The organism is Vibrio sp. WZ-1, from assembly GCF_052037695.1.
In the GTDB taxonomy this organism is placed as follows: domain Bacteria; phylum Pseudomonadota; class Gammaproteobacteria; order Enterobacterales; family Vibrionaceae; genus Vibrio.
Window position 1 is genome coordinate 31,497 of the sequence record NZ_JBQEQR010000074.1, and the last position, 21,862, is coordinate 53,358.

12 protein-coding genes and 4 tRNA genes are annotated in these 21,862 nt (G+C 43.1%); 12 read left to right on the forward strand and 4 right to left on the reverse strand.

The features are described 5' to 3' along the window. The first annotated feature begins 111 nt into the window (after nucleotides 1-111). From ACTS60_RS10340 to ACTS60_RS10370, 7 genes are all read left to right on the forward strand, one after another. The gene (locus tag ACTS60_RS10340) at nucleotides 112-1,773 is read left to right on the forward strand and encodes an ATPase RavA domain-containing protein (RefSeq protein ID WP_440888148.1); all 1,662 of its coding nucleotides are present in this window, start codon (nucleotides 112-114) and stop codon (nucleotides 1,771-1,773) included. Between the two features lie 9 nt (nucleotides 1,774-1,782). Then, entirely contained in the window at nucleotides 1,783-3,237 is a 1,455-nt protein-coding gene (viaA, locus tag ACTS60_RS10345; protein WP_440888149.1) for an ATPase RavA stimulator ViaA, read from the forward strand. A 236-nt stretch (nucleotides 3,238-3,473) separates the two neighbouring features. Beyond that, nucleotides 3,474-3,547, forward strand: a tRNA-Cys gene (locus ACTS60_RS10350). Between the two features lie 4 nt (nucleotides 3,548-3,551). Beyond that, nucleotides 3,552-3,627, forward strand: a tRNA-Gly gene (locus tag ACTS60_RS10355). Between the two features lie 187 nt (nucleotides 3,628-3,814). Continuing rightward, nucleotides 3,815-4,717 carry a LysR substrate-binding domain-containing protein gene (locus ACTS60_RS10360; RefSeq protein ID WP_440888150.1) on the forward strand — a complete coding sequence of 301 codons (903 nt, stop codon included), beginning with the start codon at nucleotides 3,815-3,817 and terminating at the stop codon, nucleotides 4,715-4,717. A gap of 443 nt (nucleotides 4,718-5,160) precedes the next feature. After that, on the forward strand, nucleotides 5,161-6,867 hold the full coding sequence (dld, locus tag ACTS60_RS10365) for a D-lactate dehydrogenase (protein ID WP_440888151.1): 1,707 nt from the start codon (nucleotides 5,161-5,163) through the stop codon (nucleotides 6,865-6,867). A gap of 1,176 nt (nucleotides 6,868-8,043) precedes the next feature. After that, nucleotides 8,044-10,869 carry an NEW3 domain-containing protein gene (locus ACTS60_RS10370; RefSeq protein WP_440888297.1) on the forward strand — a complete coding sequence of 942 codons (2,826 nt, stop codon included), beginning with the start codon at nucleotides 8,044-8,046 and terminating at the stop codon, nucleotides 10,867-10,869. An 80-nt stretch (nucleotides 10,870-10,949) separates the two neighbouring features. Here the strand turns inward: ACTS60_RS10370 and ACTS60_RS10375 are convergent, their stop codons facing one another. After that, nucleotides 10,950-11,732 carry a DsbA family protein gene (locus tag ACTS60_RS10375; RefSeq protein ID WP_440888152.1) on the reverse strand — a complete coding sequence of 261 codons (783 nt, stop codon included), beginning with the start codon at nucleotides 11,730-11,732 and terminating at the stop codon, nucleotides 10,950-10,952. 71 nt (nucleotides 11,733-11,803) lie between these two features. Continuing rightward, on the reverse strand, nucleotides 11,804-14,164 hold the full coding sequence (locus tag ACTS60_RS10380; protein WP_440888153.1) for a DUF7507 domain-containing protein: 2,361 nt from the start codon (nucleotides 14,162-14,164) through the stop codon (nucleotides 11,804-11,806). 600 nt (nucleotides 14,165-14,764) lie between these two features. Between ACTS60_RS10380 and ACTS60_RS10385 the strand changes: the two genes are divergently transcribed. The 4 genes from ACTS60_RS10385 (at nucleotide 14,765) to ACTS60_RS10400 (ending at nucleotide 17,192) form a co-directional block, all read left to right on the forward strand. Beyond that, nucleotides 14,765-14,851: transfer RNA gene (locus tag ACTS60_RS10385), tRNA-Leu, on the forward strand. Nucleotides 14,852-14,885: 34 nt separating this feature from the next. Next, nucleotides 14,886-14,959, forward strand: a tRNA-Cys gene (locus tag ACTS60_RS10390). Nucleotides 14,960-15,285: 326 nt separating this feature from the next. After that, on the forward strand, nucleotides 15,286-16,809 hold the full coding sequence (gene amyS / locus ACTS60_RS10395; RefSeq protein WP_440888154.1) for an alpha-amylase: 1,524 nt from the start codon (nucleotides 15,286-15,288) through the stop codon (nucleotides 16,807-16,809). 137 nt (nucleotides 16,810-16,946) lie between these two features. Continuing rightward, nucleotides 16,947-17,192, forward strand: coding sequence for a hypothetical protein (locus tag ACTS60_RS10400; protein WP_010451657.1), 246 nt, complete (start codon nucleotides 16,947-16,949; stop codon nucleotides 17,190-17,192). A gap of 81 nt (nucleotides 17,193-17,273) precedes the next feature. On the opposite strand, the gene ACTS60_RS10405 is transcribed toward ACTS60_RS10400, so the two are convergent. Beyond that, complete coding sequence (locus ACTS60_RS10405) at nucleotides 17,274-18,062, reverse strand: lipase family protein (protein WP_252042687.1); 789 nt, start codon at nucleotides 18,060-18,062, stop codon at nucleotides 17,274-17,276. 260 nt (nucleotides 18,063-18,322) lie between these two features. Here ACTS60_RS10405 and ACTS60_RS10410 point away from each other — a divergent pair, with 260 nt between their 5' ends. Further along, the gene (locus ACTS60_RS10410; protein ID WP_440888155.1) at nucleotides 18,323-20,212 is read left to right on the forward strand and encodes a methyl-accepting chemotaxis protein; all 1,890 of its coding nucleotides are present in this window, start codon (nucleotides 18,323-18,325) and stop codon (nucleotides 20,210-20,212) included. Between the two features lie 41 nt (nucleotides 20,213-20,253). On the opposite strand, the gene ACTS60_RS10415 is transcribed toward ACTS60_RS10410, so the two are convergent. Continuing rightward, a complete protein-coding gene (locus ACTS60_RS10415) occupies nucleotides 20,254-21,192 on the reverse strand; it encodes a CHAD domain-containing protein (protein WP_440888156.1) in 939 nt (312 codons plus the stop codon). Between the last annotated feature and the right edge of the window lie 670 nt (nucleotides 21,193-21,862).

A 21,862-nucleotide genomic window follows, 5' to 3' on the forward strand; every position in this document is an offset into this window, starting at 1 on the left:
CCGAGATGCGGTTTGATATAAGAGAGATTCACTAAAAAATACACTTGTAACAAAGTGATAACAAATGTATAAAATTAAATATACAGTCGATGTTTAGAAGCCGGAGCTCGTATGATACAACCATCATTTGCATCAAATGCTGAAAAAGCCCTTCTTTCAGAGCGCATCAACAAGCTGGCCAAAGCACTGACCGACGGCGTTTACGAACGCGAACACACCATCAAACTTTGTCTTCTCGCCGCTTTATCTGGTGAGAGTGTCTTCCTTTTAGGTCCTCCTGGTATCGCAAAAAGCTTAATCGCTAAACGTCTAATCCAAGCATTTGATAACAGTAGCTACTTTGAGTATTTGATGACTCGCTTCTCAACACCAGAAGAAGTGTTTGGTCCACTTAGCATTCAAGAGTTGAAAGACAACGGCCGTTACGTACGTCTTACTCAGGGATACTTACCGACCGCACAAGTAGTTTTCTTGGATGAGATCTGGAAAGCAGGTCCAGCCATTTTGAACACGCTGTTGACCGTTGTGAACGAAAAAACGTTTAAAAACGGCAGTGACATCGAGCGTGTACCGATGCGACTTTTGGTTTCGGCATCAAACGAGCTACCAGATGAAGATAGTGGCTTGGACGCACTTTACGACCGTATGTTGGTGCGCGTGTTCGTAAACCGCATTCAGGACAAACAGAATTTCAAATCCATGCTGACAGTGGGTACGTCTCAAGAAGCGCAGGTTCCAGAAGGCTTAGCGATCACGGATGAAGAATACCACCGCTGGCAGCAACAGTTAGACAAACTTACGCTTACTGACAACGCATTTGAAAAGCTATATCAACTTAAGTCTATGTTGGAAAGTAAAGTCGAATCTGAGTTTGGTGATGCATCGCTAACAGATATGTACGTATCTGATCGTCGATGGAAAAAAGCAGTGAAACTGCTGAAAGCAAGCGCGTTTTTTAATGGTCGTGATGAAATAAACCCACTTGATCTTCTATTGCTACAAGATTGTTTATGGAACAGCCCTGAGTCACGCGATGTTGTTCGCGGTGTGATTCAAGAGTTTGCGCTAAAACATGCCTTTGACCAGCAAGAAGCTGAGCAAGAGATCGAATACTGTCGTGAATCTTTGGTTGATGTTCAACATGAGCTTGAAGACAAATACCGCATGACGCTAAACGCTGAAGCTGCTACTGGTCTGCTTCGCAAAGAAACCATGAGCTTTGATACCTCCAAAGCGAAAACCTACAAAGTAGGTGCGGCAGTGAATTTGGTTAAGCTGGTTATTCTACAAAGTAACATGTCGGTATCAGAGTCAGAGAAGGGTGACAGCCGCTGGGTGTATGTACCAAAAGACGAGCTTGATCGAGTAATCAAAGAAGGTCATGGCGACGTATATGGCTACGTGAACCAAAATACCAATATGTGCCGTCTGCGTTTCGATGTTGATGCGGCAAACAACCTAGTAATCCGTGACATTGCCAATCGCGGTGTGTTGGTGAGCTTAGTGACTCAACAAGGTTTAGACGTTGAGCTTTACCAAAAATGGTTGGCTGAAAGCGAGAAAGCAGTAAGCCAATTGAGTGAAGCTGAGCATCATATGCGTAAGGTAAAAGCCAATTTCCATGGCGCATTACCGCATAGTTTCGTGGACCCAGAATTACCACGTTTAATGGAGTCGAGTCTACAACAGGTGAGCCAAAGACTTGAGTCTATCCAAGGTGAAAGCGAGAAGATCATTCAACGCTTCAAAAACTTACATCAGTTTTTCTCTTAAGGAGACGACATGTTAGGTGCAGACGGACTCAATTTAGCGCTCATGGTGGCAGATTCAGGCATCATTGATAGCGCGGTTAATGATTTGATGGCGCGTTCACAAGTTATGATGATGGCAGAGAACAGAGGTATGAAATCTTCTGTTAAAAGTCATCTACTAAAGTGGCGTGGTAACGTCAAAAAGCGTATGACCAAAGTTTGTGAAACTGAACGTTTCCAACAAGAGCTCGCGCTTTACCAAGAAGTGATTTATTGGGATGAAGATGAATTCTTCGAACGCATTGATGACGTGATCAAAAAGCTTGAATGGCACTCTGCTTTCTACATTCAAGCGCGTCGCATGATGGAAAAGAACAAGGGCGTAAACAACCCAATGTTCCCTCATTACTTCTGTGATCAGTGGTACCAAAGTCTTGCCGAAGCGATAAAACAAGCACAAGTCACCGAGCTTGAAGAGAACAAGGAAAAAGTCCTCAATGATCTTTATCAGCGTATGGAAACCATGCGTAACATGGACAAGGTAACGGAGTCTGGTGATGAAGAAAGCGTAGGGCGCTTGTGGGATATGGCATCTGCGAAGTTGAGTAAAACTGACTTAACCGTGATGAAGCGTCACGCCGAGTTCCTTAAAAAGCACAAAGGCTTACAAGAAATCGCTGAACAACTTGGTCGCATGGCGGGGCAAGTCAATGATCCTGACCTCAATCGTGCTCCAGCAGAAGAGCTGCAAATGGTTGAGGAAAAGAGTGACGAAGCGACAGACGACATCGTCGGTATTCACGAAAGTGACGATCTCAACAAGTTGCTACCGAATGAAACCATGTTTTTGGCTTACCCAGAGCTTGAAGTGGTGTTCTACAAGCATTTGGTTGATAAACGTTTGATGAACTACCGCACGCAAGGTAAGTCTCGTACACTACGCAAAGTGAAAGCGCACAAACCAGACAACAAAGCGGTGGACGTTGAAAAAGGACCGTTTATCGTTTGCGTCGATGCGTCAGGTTCAATGAGTGGCTTCCCTGAGCAATGTGCTAAAGCGATGGCGTACGCGTTAATGCAAATTGCTCTGGCAGAGCAGCGTGATTGTTACGTTATTATCTTCTCCACTGAGCACATTACTTATGAGTTAACACGTCAGGATGGCTTGCGCGAAGCTGCCGACTTTTTAACTTACAGCTTTCATGGTGGTACGGATTTGGAGCCGACGTTGATTAAATCCATTGATTTGATGAACAGTGACAAATACAAAAATGCCGACATGGTGGTGATCTCGGACTTTATTGCGCCAAAACAGCAAGATGAGTTGCTTGCGAAAATCGATGCGTTAAAAGCGAAGAAAAACCGCTTCCATGCTATTAGCTTGTCGAAGTATGGCAACCCAGCGTTAATGTCGATGTTTGATCATACTTGGTCTTATCATCCAAATGTTGTGGGTCGATTATTTAAGCGTGTGGCTAACGGTTGATAGCGAAATAGATAAAACAAGGGCGACATTCTACGTCGCTTTTGCTTTATCTATTACCAATCTATATAAGGCGCTGATGCTATCAATAAATCGTCAATTAGATCGAATTCTCAGCTATTTGGTTTAAAACAAAGCAAACAAACAGAAAAGTACAGTTTTTTGTTTGACTATATTTTCTGAATCCGTAAAGTAGCAACCAACGCAACGGGGCACAGCTCTGGAGCGTTAGAAATTAAGGCGCCTTGGCAGAGTGGCTATGCAGCGGATTGCAAATCCGTGGACCTCGGTTCGATTCCGGGAGGCGCCTCCATTTTGCGACACTAGCTCAGTTGGTAGAGCGCAACCTTGCCAAGGTTGAGGTCACGAGTTCGAACCTCGTGTGTCGCTCCAAATTATGGCTATGGCAATAGCGGTATCCAGATGTGAAAGCATCAACATTAGACCAGCGAAAGCTGGTTTTTTTGTATCTGCTATTTGGTGAATTACACCAACTCTCTTCACACAAGTGTGACTTTTCAATCTGCATTTGGCTCTAAAGCAATTTACAATAGTTCTTTTGCAAGGAAGCAGCAAAGACATGAGAAACACCGACGATTACATTATTTTCTATCATCTGGTTGAACAGGGGTCATTCAGCGCTGCTGCAAGACAAATGGAACTTACTAAGTCGGTCGTCAGTAAGCGCATTGCTAAACTGGAGCAGGAAATTGGTGTTCAGCTTCTGTATCGAACCACACGCACGCTTAAGCTCACAGAAGCAGGGCAATCCTTCTTCGAACATGCTCGCAGTGTTTACCAAGTCGTCGCAACCGCGGAAGAGTCTATTGTTGGTTTAGGTAAGAGCCTATCCGGCAATATCAAGATTACCGTTCCTACCATCTCTGGTGAACTTATCCTTCCTACGGTTATTTCTGAATTCAACCAAGCTTACCCAGATATCAACATTGATATGGAACTGGATAACCGCTTTGCAGACATAGTGAATGAAGGTTTTGACCTTGCAATTCGTACTGGGGTTTTGCCTGATTCAAGCCTGATAGCGCGTAAACTCGTTGATGCAAACTGGATTGTATGTGCATCGCCTAAGTACGTCGCCAAACATGGCAAACCAAAAACGCCGAACGATCTCACTAAGCACAACTGCTTGGTTTATGCCTATCAAGAGACAGGTGCGCGTGAATGGGCTTTCAAACACGATGATGAGGTATATCAGGTTAAGGTGGATGGAAATTTGTGTACCAACAACTCATCTGCGTTACGTAATGTCGCTTTGCTAGGGCAAGGCATTATTTATGTGCCTCGAGTATTGGTATATGGAGACTTACAGCAAGGAAATCTCATCCAGTTGTTTAAAGATGAAACCGCTAAGTGCTTGGGCATCTATGCGGTGTACCCTTACACACGTCAGCAACCTGAAAAGATTAAGATCTTTATTGAACACCTTTATCAGTGTTTCCAAAGTCGTAGTCATCAATTCTGAAAGTTTGGCTCTTTTTATAGGCAGTCCACTCTTTATGTGGTATCGCCGTTTAATCTAAAAATATCCTATATCTCGTCTTTCTTCACATCTCTGAAGACTCACAGTGCTATAACGTGTTTATAACCTAAATGTTCGTGAGTGTTATGGTTTTGTTTTCTGCGTCGCTACGGTTTTCGCTAGACACACAGAGAGTGGCGGCGAAATCTAACTTTCTATTTCTACAAACGTGAGCACATTTGTTAACAGTGTCCTCTGCTATTGTTTCTTTTTGGAAACGATAAGTTTCTTTGTTGATTTTGGAATTCTAGAAAATTTAAATACATGAATTTGAAGAGAAATAACGTTATTGACTTGATCTTGGCGTGAGTACTGAACTTAGGTTTAATGGACGTAAAGAATCGGACTACTTATATTGGCAGGGCATAATAATTAGAGATATGGATATGAAACAAAAGCAGCTCATCGACGCATTTGTCACCATTGTCGGGGAAGAAAACGTCCTTACCGATGAAATCAAAACCAAGTATTACCGCAGCGGTTTTCGCTCTGGAAGCGGCACGGCATTGGCGGTGGTTTTCCCTAATACGCTGCTGGAGCAGTGGAAGGTGATCCAACAATGTGTGGAGAACAATTGCATCATCATCATGCAGGCGGCTAAGACTGGTCTGACTGAAGGTTCTGCGCCAAGTGGTAGTGATTACGACCGCGACGTGGTGGTGATCAATATTACCAAAATGAAGCAAATCTATTTGTTAGACGGTGGCAAGCAAGCGGTTTGTCTTCCGGGCGCGAGTTTACATTCGTTGGAAAAAGAGTTGCGAGCGGTAAATCGAGCACCACATTCTGTGATTGGTTCTTCTTCTCTTGGCGCTACTGTGGTGGGCGGCATTGCAAACAACTCTGGTGGCGCTTTGGTTAAACGTGGTCCTGCTTATACAGAGTTGGCTATATTCGCTCAGGTGGACAAAGACGGTAAGCTCAATCTTGTTAACCACCTTGGCATTGAAGGATTAGGCTCGACACCTGAAGAGATCTTGCAGAACATCCAAGATGGTAACTTCGATCCAGATAAAGTGATTCATGATGAGCGCATGGCATCGGACAAAGAGTACGACGAACGTGTCCGCGACGTTAGCTCTGATATCCCATCGCGCTTTAATGCCGACGAACGTCGTCTGTACGAGGCAAGTGGCTGTGCGGGTAAACTGGGCGTGTTCGCTGTTCGAGTCGACAGCTATCCGATCCCAGAGAAAGAGCAGGTGTTCTATTTAGGTACCAATGATCCAGATAAGCTCACCAAGCTCAGAAAAGATTTCCTTACGCAGTTTGAAAACTTGCCAGAAATGGGCGAGTACCTTCACCGTGACATCTTCAACATGGCGGAGAAGTACGGTAAAGATGTCTTCCTATCTATCGATTTATTAGGCACGGATAATCTACCTAAGATGTTCTCGCTCAAAGCTAAGGTTGAAAACTTCTTGGAGCGTGTACCGCTAGTCAGCAAATACCTGCCAGATACAATTTTGTACTATGCGAGCAAGTTATTCCCCCAGCACCTTCCTAAGCGCATGTTGGAATATCGTGACAAGTACGAGCACCACCTTGTACTTAAAATGAGTGACGGAGGCATTGTTGAAGCGCAAAAATACCTCAAAGAGGTTTGGGTAGCGGAGCGCGATAGTGATTTCTTCGAATGTACGCCTGAAGAGGGCAAGAAAGCGTATCTACATCGCTTTGCAGCAGCAGGTTCAGCAATTCGTTACGAAACCATTCACCGTGACGAAGTTGAAGATATTGTCGCTCTAGATATCGCGTTGCGACGCAACGATGAGGATTGGTTAGAGACATTACCTGAGGAAGTAAGTAAGAACCTGGTTAAGTCTCTCTATTATGGTCACTTTATGTGCTATGTCTTCCATCAAGACTATATTTTTAAGAAAGGCACTGACACTAAGTTGATGAAGAAGCTGATGCTGGAGCACCTAAATAGTCGTGGTGCGAAATACCCAGCCGAGCACAACGTAGGGCATCTATACGAAGCAGAAAACTCGCTGCAAAAGTTCTACCACCAACTCGATCCGACCAATACCTTTAACCCAGGTATAGGTAAAATGGACCGCTACAAGCGCAACTGTAACTGCTGTGCTTAGAAAGCAAGAATTTTAACTCCAAGAGCCGCTGACATACGCGGCTCTTTTTATTTGTTCCTTAATACCCAAGTAACCTCGAGATGCTAGGTTCAGCGAGAATGACTTGGTTTGTAGACGCGGCGGCGATTTAAAGATCTAGTCATTCTAAATCAAGAATCGGCAACAAAGTATACAAGCCAAGGCAGCTCGCCCTTTGGGAGCGTGTCATTGACCCGATTGCTGCGTCAAACAACTTGGAAAGAGCTAGCTATTACCAAGTTGTTTTCCTTACTCTCGAATCAATAACAACGCTCTGAATCCTGCATCTTGAAGTCACTTGGGTATACAACCCAACAGAGGATGTCTGTTTAGAGGTAGATCACATGGAATCCAACCTTTCAAATTAATAAGTCAGTATTGTTTGGTTTTCTATCATTATGATTTAAAAATGCATTTTAAAAACTATCAGGTTTGGGTATGAATTGTTTGGTTTTTAATCGTTTGGTTTGGTAGTATTCACTTCGCTAAATATTTAAAGGAAGTAATAAGTATGAAATTGAATTAATAATTATAAGGGTTTTATATCCGCACCGTTGCATTAGTTACTTACAGCATCCCACAAAATTAAAGTTCAGGTTAAATATGGTTCAGATTAGCCTTGAGTTACTTGTTCTTTAAATTTAATACATAATACGTTCTATTTCTTTATATGCGATTAGATACGCTATATGAAGGCATAGTAATGTGCGTCACTCTACCTAGATTTGCATTCTGTCAAATAGGTGAGGGCTTTATTTTTCATTGCTTTTGGCAATTTCGCACTTGGTTGGATGGCTTTCTGTAGTACGAATGCGAGTAAATTAGTAACCCGTTTTGACTTGAGTCATAAGTCATAAGACGTTGTTATTTCCTATCCATAATAAGATATAAATCTAAAGTATAATTATGTTTAATTTTAATAATTGCTTACCGATTAATAGTGTTAATTTAAATAAAAGAAACGTTTTAAAGTTCGCTGCTATATCCCTTGTTATATTTTCGTCAAACTCCTTGGCTGCATATATAAATGATGTAACGAACCAAAATACTCATCAATATCACCACCACACACATTCTGATGTACATGAATCAAAAGAGAAATTGTCTGCTGATAAGAAATATCTAAAAAGAAAAATACAGCAAAATAGCTCAGATCTATTGGTCGCGATTGATAATTACCAAAATAACAATGGCGAAGCTAAATTACGTTATTTTTCAGAAGCATTAATGTTGCTTAAGTCGAGGCAGGAAACTATTGCGCAACTGGCTGATATCGACCCAGACCTTGCAACAAAAGTCGCTTTTAATAATAAACAGCGCAAGCTTATTCCATCAGAGCTTCAAGGCTTTGTTGAGCAAGAGCAGCAGTTAGAAGGCGCTCTGGAAGTGTTTTATGAAGATGATGATAAAACGCACTCCAGTCGTCTTCGTTATATCTTGAATTCTGGAAACTTGCGAACCGAAGTCAAGTTTCCCAATTACGTGGTCGCTAAGGGCTTGCGAGATGGCAACAAAGTACGCGTTGGCGGGGTCAACATCAAGCAAAGTGGCAAGAAGTTAGACCTTTTGGCATTGAATGAGGATCCATCTAACTTATTGATTTTAGCCGATGGTAGTGACACGGCTTCTACGGATGGAAGTGATTCGGTGCAATTGACTGCGAGTTCATTTGGTGAACAGCGTACTTTGGTGATGTTATTAAACTTTCAGGACAACATTCAGACACCGTGGTCAGCCGAACAAGCGCGAGAACTTGTGTTTGGCCAAGTTAATGACTTTTATAAAGAAAACTCAGATGACCAAGTATGGTTAACGGGCGATGTTGTTGGTTACTATACCTTGCCCATGAATGCTACGTGCGATACTTGGACAATTCACACTACCGCTGAAGATGTTGCTTTAGACAATGGCATTAACTTTGATAATTATGCGCGAATTGTTTATGTATTTCCTGAAAACTCATCATGCGGATGGACAGGTAAAGGAACGGTTGGAGGTAATCCATCAAAAGCTTATGTGAATGGCTCTTTGACTCTACGTACTGTTGGACATGAACTTGGACATAACTTTGGCCTACATCACGCTAAAGATTTCGATTGTGGCTCAGACATTATTGGTGACCGATGTGCATCGGCAGAGTATGGTGATGCGCTTGATATCATGGGTATGTCAGGCATCACAGGCCATTTTAATGCCTTTAGCAAGGAGTTCTTAGGCTGGATTAGTACAGATTCAGGAAACGTCGTTTCTGTTGAGGCTGACGGTAGCTATTTACTTGAGCCTGTTGAAACGCCCCGTAGTGGTAGTGCCAAAGGGTTGAAAATTCGACGTGGTACTGATGAAGTTACAGGTAAGCCATTGTGGTATTACCTTGAGTATCGCCAAGCTATTGGCTTCGATAGCTTTGTTGAAGGCAAATCAGGCATTACGGATGGGGTAATTTTCCACTTAGCGACGGAAGATGATCCACAAAGTAACTTGATGCTAGATATGATTCCAAATAGTGGCCTGAGAGATCTTGATGAGTCTGCGCTGCTTGTCGGTCAAACGTATACTGACGTTCAAGCGGGTATTACCATTACGACAGAATGGGCAAATGGCAGCGCTGCTAGCGTACATGTAACCTTTGATAACGAGTTATGCATGCAGGCAAGCCCTTCAATTGCTCTTACATCCACTCAATTAGTGAGTGGCGTTGCTGGTTCCTCTGCCTCTTATAAGTTGAATGTAACGAACAACGATACTAATGCCTGTTCGTCATCTTCATTCAATGTGAGTGCGAATGTTCCATCCGGTTGGTCATCGACGCATGAATCTTTGACACTGGTTTCGGGTGAGACGAAAGCGGTAGAAATTAACGTAATGTCTAGCGCTTCAGCACAAGAAGGCAGTTACGACATGGTGCTGAAGGCGGAAAACAGCACTGATTTAGGATTGGCAACCAGTATTCCTGCGGTTTATCAAATTGAACCAAGCATTCAGACGTGCGAGATGGCTAATCCAACGATAACGCTAGTAGCAAACTCTGCGGCGGAGTTCGAACCGGGAGAGACCGTTAACTACACCGCAACGATTACCAACAATGATAGCCAAGCGTGTGAGTCAGCGAATTTTCAAATCAGTACGAATGCGCCTGAAGGGTGGATCACGACTAGTAGCGCAACTTCACTCGCTTCGGGTGAAACGACATCTATTAGCTTAAGCGTTACTTCTGACGTTTCGGCTGAAGCAGGAAGTTACAGTATTGATGTGATAGCAACCAACATGCTAAACGCAAGTTATAATGCACGAGCGAGCAGTGTTTATAAAGTTGCCGATTTGGCGCTTGTATGTGAGATAACCCCGCCATTGATGACATTTTCTTCTTCGATTCAAGAGGGTAACGCCGGGGACACCTTGGTGTATTCCGCGACGTTGACGAGCCAAAATGGTTCTGAATGCGACTCTGTGTCATATACAATATCTGCGGATGTACCAAATGGATGGAGTAGCTCGACTCGCGAACTTTCGCTTGCGTCTGGACAGAAGGCGAGTGTTGAGTTGATGGTTACCTCAGGAGAGAATGCCACTGAGGGTGAGTATTCGATTCAAGTTAATGCGCTGTCAACGGAAAGCGGTGAAGGAGTGGCTAATGGCATTGTCGAATATCGTATCCTGGCGATTGCCAATTCGTCTCCTGTTGCTAACGATGATTCAGTCGTGTTGACGGCAAAAGAAGTGACTGAGATTGATGTACTTGCGAATGATAGCGATCCTGAGGGAGATCTACTGCAAGTGGTTGGTTTTAGTCAAGGCTCTAAGGGTTCAGTCAGTCGAAGCAGTTCTGGTCGCTTAGTTTATACCCCGGCAAAGAGTTTTAAGGGGAGCGATAGCTTCAGCTACACAATATCCGATGGCCAAAATACCGCGATAGCTATAGTTTCTATCCAGATGAGCAGTACCAGTGGTGGCGGTGGCAATAAAGGCAAAGGAAACAGCAAATAGAATCCGTTGTTTAGCGTTTATAAAAGAGGCAATAGCGAAAGTTATTGCCTCTTTTTCATGTCGCTGCTTTTAATGTATGTCTATTTAGGCGCTTTAAGAAGATCTTCAAACAGTGCGGCGAACACTCGATAATCTTGTGCACCAACAACCAGTTGTGCGCCGACTAATTGACCCTCTTCAATACGTCCGACAACGAAACTTGGCGTCCCCCGAATACCAAGAGTGGATGCAAGGGCAATGTCGTTTTCTACATCTTTTGCCATTTGAGGATCTTCAAGGCATGCAGAGAACTTGTCGATATCAAGCTTTAAGTCACTTGCGGTTTTTTGGTACAAAGCGGTATTTAAGTTGCGCATATTTGAAAACAAAGCGTGTCGCATTGACCAATACTCACCTTGCTTAAAGCTACAATTGGCAGCAATTGCGGCACCTTTAGCTTGTGGATGAAACCCAAGTGGAAAGTCTCTTGTTAAGTACTTAACCTTTCCTGAGTTGACATAGTTTTCTTTGATCTTTGCGAATGTGTTGTCGGTGAAGCGTTTGCAGTAAGGGCATTGGTAGTCAGAAAACTCGATGATCGCGATTGTCGCGTTGTCATCACCCATAGACGGAATGGTTCCATTGCCATCAAAGTCTTTTTGATCGGGTAAAGTCCTGAATTTTGGCTTGGCTGCTTTGGCTGCATTTTCTTTAGCTAACTCAATGTCTGAGTTAATGCTTTCAACCTGTGCTTTTAAGTCCTTTACTTCTTGTCTTAATGCGGCTAATTCAGATTCAACTTTCTCATCATTGGCTGGTTGACAACCAACGATCAGCGGAATCGACAGCAGCATAGCGGAAATGCTTTTTCCATACCTCAACATAGTGATACCCCCTTGGATTGAGAAAAGGGGCAATGGCATTGCCCCTTTTTGATTTAGATGGAGAGTGGAATCTATTCAACTGTATTTACTTCGATAGAAATAAAGTTAGTTAGATCATCACCTTCATCATCCGTTACCGTAGCGACGATGCCATCTAGAGCACCTTGAGCTAGGAACGCTATAGGGTCGGTATTTTCTAGGCCAGGCCTTAGTTCAACGGTAAATGCACAGTTGTAAATGTTGTTACCAGAACCACTGTACTCGAGTACTTGGCCAATGTTACAAGCAGGGTAGAACACACCGTCATAGGTGCCACCAAGAGTATTGAGAATGGTGAAGCCACCTGAACTTGCTCCATCAACAACATCGATGCCCAATAAAGTGAGTGAGGTCAATGTTACATTGTCGACTTCGGACGCATTGGTTAGCTCAATAACAACTAGACCACTAACTGCAAACGCGAGGTCAGTATCAGGCGCTAGTGGGTCGAAGGTAACGGTTGCATCATCCATCGCCATCACATTTAAGCCGTCTTCATCGGTACCATTAATGGTCGCTACGTTAACGTGGCTATCACCGGCATTACCTTGAACTTGTAATGTAATTGTACAGCTTGCAGACTCGCCCGGATCGAGTGCGAACCCAACCAATGGAGTAGGAGCTATGTCTCCTCCATTCTTCGTATCGACCATACAGTCGTCAGTGAGAACGCCAAATGGGCTGTCAGTCAGGCTGGAGAAGACTACAGTGTCAGATGTTGAAACGCCATCAATTGAGTCTTTTACAGTGAACAAGAATGTGTAGTCTACATCTCGGAACAAGGTTGGGTTGTCACCCGTTTCAAACACTGATGTTGGATTGGCTGTTTTTTCTAGAGTGATCATAGAAGGTACATCCAATACCAAAATAGTGTGAGAATCCATGTCTGTCGTGGTGTCATTCTCGTTGTCTCTCGCAGTTGCTGTAACTGTATTTGTGAAACTATCACCAGCATCGCCAGCAACATAGACACTTAGGGTACAGCTGTATGTTGCACCAAATGCTATCGTTACAGGGCTATCAAGACAGTCACTCTCAGCCCCAATTGCGCTCAGGTCACCATAGATGGTGTCGATTAAGCTCACGAGTTCGACAGGAGAATCGAATGTGCCAGAGTCGTTCGTCACGTCAAACGTAAATGTGACATTTTCTCCTGGCTCAAGTACTTCTTCTTTATCCGCTGATTTAACTACTGTAATAGCAGGTGGGACGTTGGTGATTTGTACCTGTCTCTCTACGCTACAATGTTCGCCTAGTGCTACTTGGCCTACACCTGCAGGGCAGGTCTCGCCATTAATAACAGGGTCACCATTCTTATCTTGTAGCGTTACCTTAACCACATCTTTATATAACTCTGGTGTCGGTACATCTGGGAGGTCGGTATCAACCACATAAACGCTAAATTGACAGCTGTAGGTTGCACTTGGAGCCACTTCATACAAAGGTGTACCCATTGGACAGTTAGTGGATGTTAGATAAACACCCTCGCCACCAGGGCTAGTGGTGCCGCCCCAAAGGTCAAAGCTCACATCATAAGTACCATCACCATTGATATCGATTTCATCGCTTATTGCACTAATGAATAGTGACGTTTGCGCATTAGGGTTAGTAAAGCTCACATCGAAGGTAAATTCACCTCCTGGCTCTGGTCGTGAACTTGGTGTACCTTCAGATTTGATGATATCTGGTGGGGACGGTTTAATGAACACGTCAATATTAAAGGTGTCACAGTTACACTTAGACTTGGTATTAGGAATCTGACCAGCATATGGATCTTCTTCCGTTGTACAGTTATCACGCTCCTGGTTATCCCACGCTGCACAGTAGGTGAAGTCGGCACGGTTGTCGCCATCGTCATCAGTACAAAGCATGGTAATGGTTTCGTTTAAAAGCGTGTACTCGTCTGGCCCTAGTGCTTTTGTAATGTCACCACAAGCATCGCCATCTAACTGAGCATCTGCTGGTTCACCGCTACCATTGGGGACAGGCAAAATCATACTACAGTTTCTAAAATTACCTTGAACGACCTGAGGGCTTGCCTCGGTTAAAGGAAGATAAAAAGTGGTGTCGTATCGTTCGTTGGCGTTAGTTCGTACAGTTACATCGGCTTGGAATGAAAAAGTTTCCCCGAGGTTACATTCTGCGTTTGGATCGGTTGGAATCACTCGAGTGATTTCAACGTCATTAGCTGTACAGTTTAAAGCATCTTGAGGTAGCGAGTTACCTGGCTCTAACAAATATGCATCCGCCATACAGAGTTTTTCCGTTGGCGAGAGGTTATATGCCTCTGCTTGAGCTGGTGAATGAGTCGCTACGCCATACAATGCTGCTGAGCCAACAAGGATGATACTCATCACTTTGTTGAGCCTGCTATGTATTAATCGTTCCATCATTGACCTTCTTTTTCTTCGAAAGTTTGAACAAGAGGGCTATATAAACGCTGTACACACTATTGTGCCTAGAATACAACTAACCCTATATAAGCGGTTTAGGAGCCAAGCCCTCATTCCTTGACCAAACAGACTCCGAGGTGGCGTTCGTAACATTCACCTAAGAGACAATGAGTTGGTTGCCCACTAAAGAGCAAGAAATGAACCAAAGCCTATATCACTGAAATATAAGGATTAATGTTTCAATGGTATTTGAGATAACTGTAAACAGGTGTACAGAGTGTTCACCTAATGTGGAATATCATTTGAGAGAATTATGAAAAGGTGAGTTTTATCCGAGAGATAGAGCAACAAATCATAGCATTGCCGATGAACACAGGTTAACAGTTCACTGACACAGTTATATGATGCGATTAAACAGAATGTTGTGGGTGATATTTAAACGTACCGACCGTGATTTATTCAAAAAGGGTAATTAATGTTCATTTGATTGATAATAATGAGAAATTTTGTTGACCTTAATTCTTAATCCGTTAAAGTACGCCTCGTTCTCGCGGCGAAGGTCGTTAGAGCAGGTGGTGTTGCCATCGCATTGATTGCGTTGCCCTGGTGGTGGAATTGGTAGACACAAGGGATTTAAAATCCCTCGACGTTCGCGTTGTGCCGGTTCAAGTCCGGCCCGGGGCACCATCTCTCATTACATGAGAACAATAAAATTCGGTAAGGCGCCTTGGCAGAGTGGCTATGCAGCGGATTGCAAATCCGTGGACCTCGGTTCGATTCCGGGAGGCGCCTCCATTATTTTCGAAAGCTCGTCACTATGACGGGCTTTTTTCGTTTTTGGCGTAGACAAAACCGTGCACAAAAACTTAAGGCAGTCGCTCTGGCAGCCATCTCCACCCTGACTATTTGATCTTACTTCCAAAAATGCCGCTATTTAATTATTGGTTTTATAAATGTTACACCTCTCAACAATTGTAGAGGTCGATTGATGATAATTTTTTCTCGATTGTAGTCCGAGCTTTTTGTTGTACAACAGACGGTTAGTTGGGGGTTTTAAAGCTAACTGTCATGTTTCCCTCAAGTCGGCTCGTGCTTCGTCTTAAAACGTGAGAGAAAATATAATGAAAACATTCAACCTTAAACCTACACTTTTACCCTTAACCTTGTTGCTCAGTTCGCCAGTCATGGCGGCACAAAATGGAACTATGATGCAATATTTCCATTGGTATGTACCCAATGACGGCACTCTGTGGACGCAAGTAGAAAACAATGCGCCGGCCTTATCGGACAATGGCTTTACGGCGCTTTGGCTACCTCCAGCGTATAAGGGGGCTGGTGGCAGCAATGATGTGGGGTATGGTGTTTACGATATGTATGATTTGGGCGAATTTGATCAACAAGGATCGGTACGCACCAAGTACGGTACGAAAGATCAGTATCTAAGCGCTGTTCAAGCCGCTCATAGCAACAACATTCAAATCTATGGTGATGTTGTGTTTAACCACCGTGGTGGTGCCGATGGCAAGTCCTGGGTAGATACAAAGCGTGTAGACTGGAATAACCGTAATATTGAACTGGGCGATAAATGGATCGAAGCTTGGGTTGAGTTTACTTTTCCTGGTCGTAACGACAAATATTCAGACTTCCATTGGACTTGGTACCACTTTGATGGTGTCGATTGGGATGATGCAGGCCAAGAAAAGGCGATCTTCAAATTTAAAGGGGATGGTAAAGCATGGGATTGGGAAGTCAGCTCTGAAAAGGGCAACTATGACTACCTAATGTACGCAGACTTAGATATGGATCACCCAGAGGTTAAGCAAGAGCTTAAAGATTGGGGTGAATGGTACCTAAACATGACTGGTGTTGATGGCTTCCGAATGGACGCAGTCAAACACATCAAATACCAATACCTGCAAGAGTGGATCGAATACTTACGTTGGAAAACGGGTAAAGAGCTATTTACGGTCGGTGAATACTGGAACTACGACGTCAACAATCTACACAATTTTATTACCAAGACTTCTGGTAGCATGTCATTGTTTGATGCTCCGTTACATATGAACTTCTATAACGCTTCACGCTCTGGTGGCAACTTCGATATGCGCCGTATCATGGATGGTACCTTAATGAAGGACAATCCGGTGAAAGCGGTAACATTGGTTGAGAACCACGATACACAACCTCTACAAGCATTAGAGTCTCCAGTCGATTGGTGGTTCAAACCGCTCGCTTATGCGTTCATCTTATTACGTGAAGAAGGTTACCCTTCCGTTTTCTACGCCGATTACTATGGCGCGCAATACAGTGATAAAGGGCACGACATCAATATGACTAAGGTGCCTTACATTGAAGAGCTAGTTAAAGCTCGTAAAGATTACGCCTATGGTAAACAACACTCTTACCTAGATCATTGGGATGTGATTGGTTGGACGCGCGAAGGAGACGCAGAACATCCGAACTCAATGGCTGTCATTATGAGTGATGGCCCTGGTGGAACGAAATGGATGTACACGGGCTCACCAAGTACTCGCTACGTTGATAAGCTTGGAATTCGAACGGAAGAAGTTTGGACTGACGCAAATGGTTGGGCTGAGTTCCCGGTAAACGGTGGCTCGGTTTCTGTGTGGGTGAGCGTTAAATAACGCTTGAGACTGAATTACAGTTGTGACCAATTTCGAAAATAGTTCGCATTTAATCAATGTCTTGTTTGATATTCATAAAACAAATGCGTAACTTTATACCTGAGCATTATCGATAGGCAGATTAAGGAAAGGAATCTATGGCTGACGTTTTGATTGTTGCGATTGTATTTGGTGCAATATTTGGTGGTGGTATCGTTAAGCTGATTCTCAATCATCGTAAAGAAGTAAGAGCGCTTGAGATTTCCGAGCGCAACCAGATGAGTCAAGAAGAGCGAGATGGTTTGAATAAGCAAGTTGCAGAGCTCAAACAGCGTGTTGAAGTATTAGAGCGCATCGTTACCGACAACAAGTACCAACTTGATAAAGAAATTGCTTCCTTGTAATTCTTACTAAGACAAAAAGAGCCAGCTCAATGCTGGCTCTTTTCGTTTCTGCTCCTCGTGCCAATGAAGTGTCATACTGGACTACCGCTCATCAAAAAAGTCTTTGTTACGAATATACTTGCTCATTAGGTGATAGGAGAAAGGGCGAATCAACCAACTCACCAACGAGCGCCCCAAACGTATTAATGTTGGTGTGTTCTCGTAAATTCTCCCGTTATAGAGCCAAAGCAATTTACCCACATGCCAATAGAGGAATGGTATTGGTGGCATAAAAGTAACAATATCGATGTCGCAGCAGATCCGATAGGTTTTGTGCCCCAAACGATAGTGATTTTTGAACATCCAATCGCCAATAGCGGGCTGTCCAAATGTCACCACTCGTTTAATGCTCTTTGGATACTTGCGTTCGATGTAATCGGCAAACACACTTCCAATCGCCCCTCCTGAAGAGTGCCCAGTAATGGTTATTCGCTTGCCTTGCAGTATTAGTGGCACAACCGTGGCTTCTAGTCGCTCAATGACGCTTAAACCGAGACGGTCTTCATTTCGTGACGGTTGGCTTTCTTGAAACAACAAATGGTAAAAACCTGCATGAATGCGATAGGGAAGTCCCAAGCGCTTGCAACTACGAGTCCACATGGCAAAGTTCAATAACCAATCAGTAATGCTGTGCGACCCTTTTATTACTACAACTACTTCTGTGCTCTTTTTACTCCACAATACTCGGATCATGGTTTTGCCAAACTGGTTTTTAATGATTCGCTGTCCATTAGGGTCAAACCCATAGCGGGTCTGCTTAAACACTCTAGGGTAAGCGAGATTGCACAGTACAGCGTAGCGTTCGTATTGGTATCGTTTTAAAGGTTTCACTTAAGACTTCTTTGTTTGTGTCAATGACAAACTCTAAGACCGAAATATTAAAAAGATATGACTGTGAATAAATTTAAGGTGTTGGTTAATGCATGATTAAACAGGCTGGTATGTTCATAAGCGATTGTAATTGAATGCAAATCACAAACCAGCGATCTATATGTAATTGATTGAATTGATATGGGGTTTATATCGCTGAAAGCCAGTTGCATAGATGAGAGGATTATCTTTTGTCAGTGGTTTTATAAGAGGTTCTATTTATGCAATTAAGTCTAAAGAGAAAAATGGTTTTCTCTGTGGTTTTGGCAATTGCAATCACATCTGCGATTCTTCTTTTCATTGGTTATAAGACTTTTCAAGGTAATAGTTGGCAAGCGATAGAAAGTGAGAGTCGCAATATCTTGCAAGCGAATGCGAAAGGTATTGGCGATTGGTTCTATGACAAAAAGCAGGCTGTCCATGGTTTGAAGCAACAGATCCAACTTGATCCATCATTGGACATTGTTCCTCATTTACGTCAGACCCTAGTCTCTGGCGGATTTGGCCTTAGTTATTACGGAAACAAGCAAGGGGAGATGTTTCGCCATGACCCATCATTAAATAAAGCGGGATACGATCCAAGAGCTCGTGGTTGGTACAAACAAACATTGGCGGAGAACAAAGCAATCACAACTAAGCCATATGTTAGCGTCACCATGCAAACCTTGGTCGTAACGCTTACTGACCCTGTTATGGAAGGTGGTCAAATCATTGGTGTTGCAGCGTCCAATTTAGCGTTGGATAAGCTTATTCAGGACGTATTGGCGATTGAAGTCCCAGGTGATGGTCACGCTATTCTGATAGATCGTCAAGGTACGGTCGTAGCACATAAAAACAAAGACTTTATTTTGAAACAAGTCTCTGAGATTGCACCTGAGCTAAATATTGATAGCCTAAATCAAGCGTCACAAAATCTCGCTACAATCTTCACTGCCGTTGATGGTAAAGACAAAGTTGTGATGGCAGAGCCAATCAAAAACACGGATTGGTTACTCGTGATTGAAATGGACAAAAGCGTGTTAGAGCAGCCTTTGTTTGACATGTTGAGTAGCCAAATTACAACAGGGCTGATTGTACTAATAGTCATGGCGATTGCGACATCTTGGTTCGTTGCGCGTCAGTTAGTAGAGCTTGGTCGTGTAAGTGAGGCTCTGGCTGATATTGCTGAAGGCGAGGGAGATTTAACTCGTCGATTGGAGGTCACTAGCCAAGATGAAGTTGGTCAATTAGCTGAGAAGTTTAACGTATTTGTGGATCGCTTACGTCAAATGATGAAAAACGTAAGCGAGGTTTCGACGGCGATGACACAAGGCGCCGATCATGCCAACGTAAGTGCAACTAAGCGTAATGAAAGCGTAAGTAGACAGCAAGATGAGATCACAATGGTCGCCACGGCGGTGACAGAAATGGCGACAGCCACGGCTGAAATTGCATCCAATGCGGATAATACGGCGAAGAGTGCAAGCCATTCAGTAGAGTTGAGTGATCAGGGCTTCAAACAAATGGAGAAAAGCCAAGCATCAATCAACGAACTTGCGGATGAACTGACTAGTGCGGTCTCAATTATTAGCGAGCTTGAAGAGCACGGTAATCAGATTGCAACCATTCTTGCGACAATCCGAGAAATTGCTGAGCAAACCAATTTACTGGCATTAAATGCTGCTATCGAAGCCGCTCGCGCGGGTGAGCAGGGACGAGGCTTTGCTGTGGTGGCAGATGAAGTTCGTGTGTTGTCTCAACGTACACATGCTTCAACAGAAGAGATTGAAGATAAGATCAAACGTTTGCAACAAGCGACAGACGGTGCTGTGAAGGTGATGACACAAAGTCATGATATGGCGAAAACCAGTGTTCACGATGTTGATTTAGCTGGTGAGAGTTTGTCACAAATCCGTGATGCTATTCAGATGATCAGCGATATGGCGACGCAGATAGCGTCTGCGGCAGAAGAACAATCGTTGGTGACTGCGGAAATTAACGCCAATACGGAGTCAGTTCGTGAAGTAAGCGAGGTGATGGCAAGTGATGCGACAGAGGCCGTTGGACAAGCGCAACAGCTAAACAACTTAGCTAATAACTTAAAGTCAGAGCTATCGCGTTTTAAGTTGTAATTTCAGTTGTTCACGATAAGCCGAGATCGGTTGATCTCGGCTTATTTGTTTCTATAAACGGACAAGAAGTCGACTGATTCCACCCGTTTTCTAAACTGTTTTAGTACATCTAAAGCGTTCGCTCTCTGTTTAGAGCGAAGCTCTTTCTTTTGTTTTATCAAGGAACGTATCGTTTGTTTGCCTTCTTTGCCGAGATCATATTTGGATTTGAGGCTAGATAGGAACGCAATTTGGGTTACGCTGTCGTTAAAGTCGCCCAAGCGATTCTGCATAAGCTTCAATTGATGAATGTTCTGGTTGTGTGCTTTCTTTGGATACAGGTTGGTGAAAAAGTCTAGTAAGTAACGCAGCTTTTTACATTCTATGCGTAGTTTATGAATGTCGTCGTCAGAGCTTTGTGTTCCAAGTTTGCGGCTTAACTTATAGATTTTTCCCGCATGTAGCGAAATCTTCTGATTGGCATATTCTAAAGTCCCCATTTCTGTTTCAAGACTTTCATGCACGCTTGCTCTTTGCAGGCTATTTTCAATGATTACACATGTTTTCCTATAGCAATCTGTCTCGAGCCAATCTGAGACTCGTTTTTGCTCTACCTCCCTAGAATGCTGTATATGATCGAAGATAGATTTTAGTGCGCCTTGATACTTGAGTTGTTTGTCTAAGTAAGACGATTTTTCGGCAACAAAGACATCTAAATCACGTAAGTAATTGGTTTGCTTCATCATTATTCTGAGGTTGTAGGCAAATAAGCGACGTTCAAAAGCAGGCAGTACATCTTTTAAGAGTTGGCTAAGAGAGCGGATTCGACGCAATGTTACCCTGTATTGATGATTAAACTCTACATTTTCACCAGCTTTAACCCCTTGCTCAAGCTGCCGAGCGTAACTGAATTCATGAGAGAAAAAGCGGGGTAGGATAAAAGTTAAATCCGATTCTGTGTGCAAAATCAATTCAAAAGCTGGCTTTTGACTAACGCTCATGTTCAGTTCTCCCTGTGTATACTCGGGCATCTCGAGGTTACTTGGGTATAGATGTAATTAATTTTAGAATATTGCTATCACTATCCCCATTGCTGCTGATGAAAATTTTAATTTTAAACACTAACATAATGTTTTTATGGGCTTATATTTAGGTAATATTAAATCTGTGCCATAATAATCTTGTTTATATTATTTCAATTTCATAACGAGTTAAGTAAAGTAAATTTATTTTTCGGCATCGGCATGATTTGCAAAGCGTTATTTAAAAACTATCAAAATTGATAACTAGGTTGGTTGAAATTTAATCTATTAGTTTGCTAGTATCGCATTCACAACGAATTACAGTCATTCTAATAAATGGATATAAAGTGGTGGAATAAGTCAGTTTTTCTAGGCGATTCGAACTAGAAACCTACCTTTGTGATTACAGGCGTATTCCCAAGTCGAGTATGGCTTGGTGTGTATCAGTGCATCCCGTAGTATCGGAATGTCCGGTCTTTTTGCGTGTTGAATACCTAAAATCACCCAAGCACAGTCTATTTTTGGCTAATGAAACCTCGCGTCTGTTACGCGATGAATTCTGTACTCGTATATTTATTTGACTACTTAAATTTATCGTGGGTGGGCGAAAGCTAATAGATGTAATTATATAAACTCTACAACAATCATT

What these genes read in the sequence shown, in the direction of transcription:
- ACTS60_RS10410 (WP_440888155.1), top strand. Translation starts at nt 18,323, where the DNA reads ATGCAATTAAGTCTAAAGAGAAAAATGGTTTTCTCTGTGGTTTTGGCA.
- ACTS60_RS10415 (WP_440888156.1), bottom strand. Translation starts at nt 21,192, where the DNA reads ATGAGCGTTAGTCAAAAGCCAGCTTTTGAATTGATTTTGCACACAGAA.
- ACTS60_RS10340 (WP_440888148.1), top strand. Translation starts at nt 112, where the DNA reads ATGATACAACCATCATTTGCATCAAATGCTGAAAAAGCCCTTCTTTCA.
- ACTS60_RS10360 (WP_440888150.1), top strand. Translation starts at nt 3,815, where the DNA reads ATGAGAAACACCGACGATTACATTATTTTCTATCATCTGGTTGAACAG.
- ACTS60_RS10380 (WP_440888153.1), bottom strand. Translation starts at nt 14,164, where the DNA reads ATGATGGAACGATTAATACATAGCAGGCTCAACAAAGTGATGAGTATC.
- viaA (WP_440888149.1), top strand. Translation starts at nt 1,783, where the DNA reads ATGTTAGGTGCAGACGGACTCAATTTAGCGCTCATGGTGGCAGATTCA.
- ACTS60_RS10400 (WP_010451657.1), top strand. Translation starts at nt 16,947, where the DNA reads ATGGCTGACGTTTTGATTGTTGCGATTGTATTTGGTGCAATATTTGGT.
- amyS (WP_440888154.1), top strand. Translation starts at nt 15,286, where the DNA reads ATGAAAACATTCAACCTTAAACCTACACTTTTACCCTTAACCTTGTTG.
- ACTS60_RS10375 (WP_440888152.1), bottom strand. Translation starts at nt 11,732, where the DNA reads ATGTTGAGGTATGGAAAAAGCATTTCCGCTATGCTGCTGTCGATTCCG.
- dld (WP_440888151.1), top strand. Translation starts at nt 5,161, where the DNA reads ATGAAACAAAAGCAGCTCATCGACGCATTTGTCACCATTGTCGGGGAA.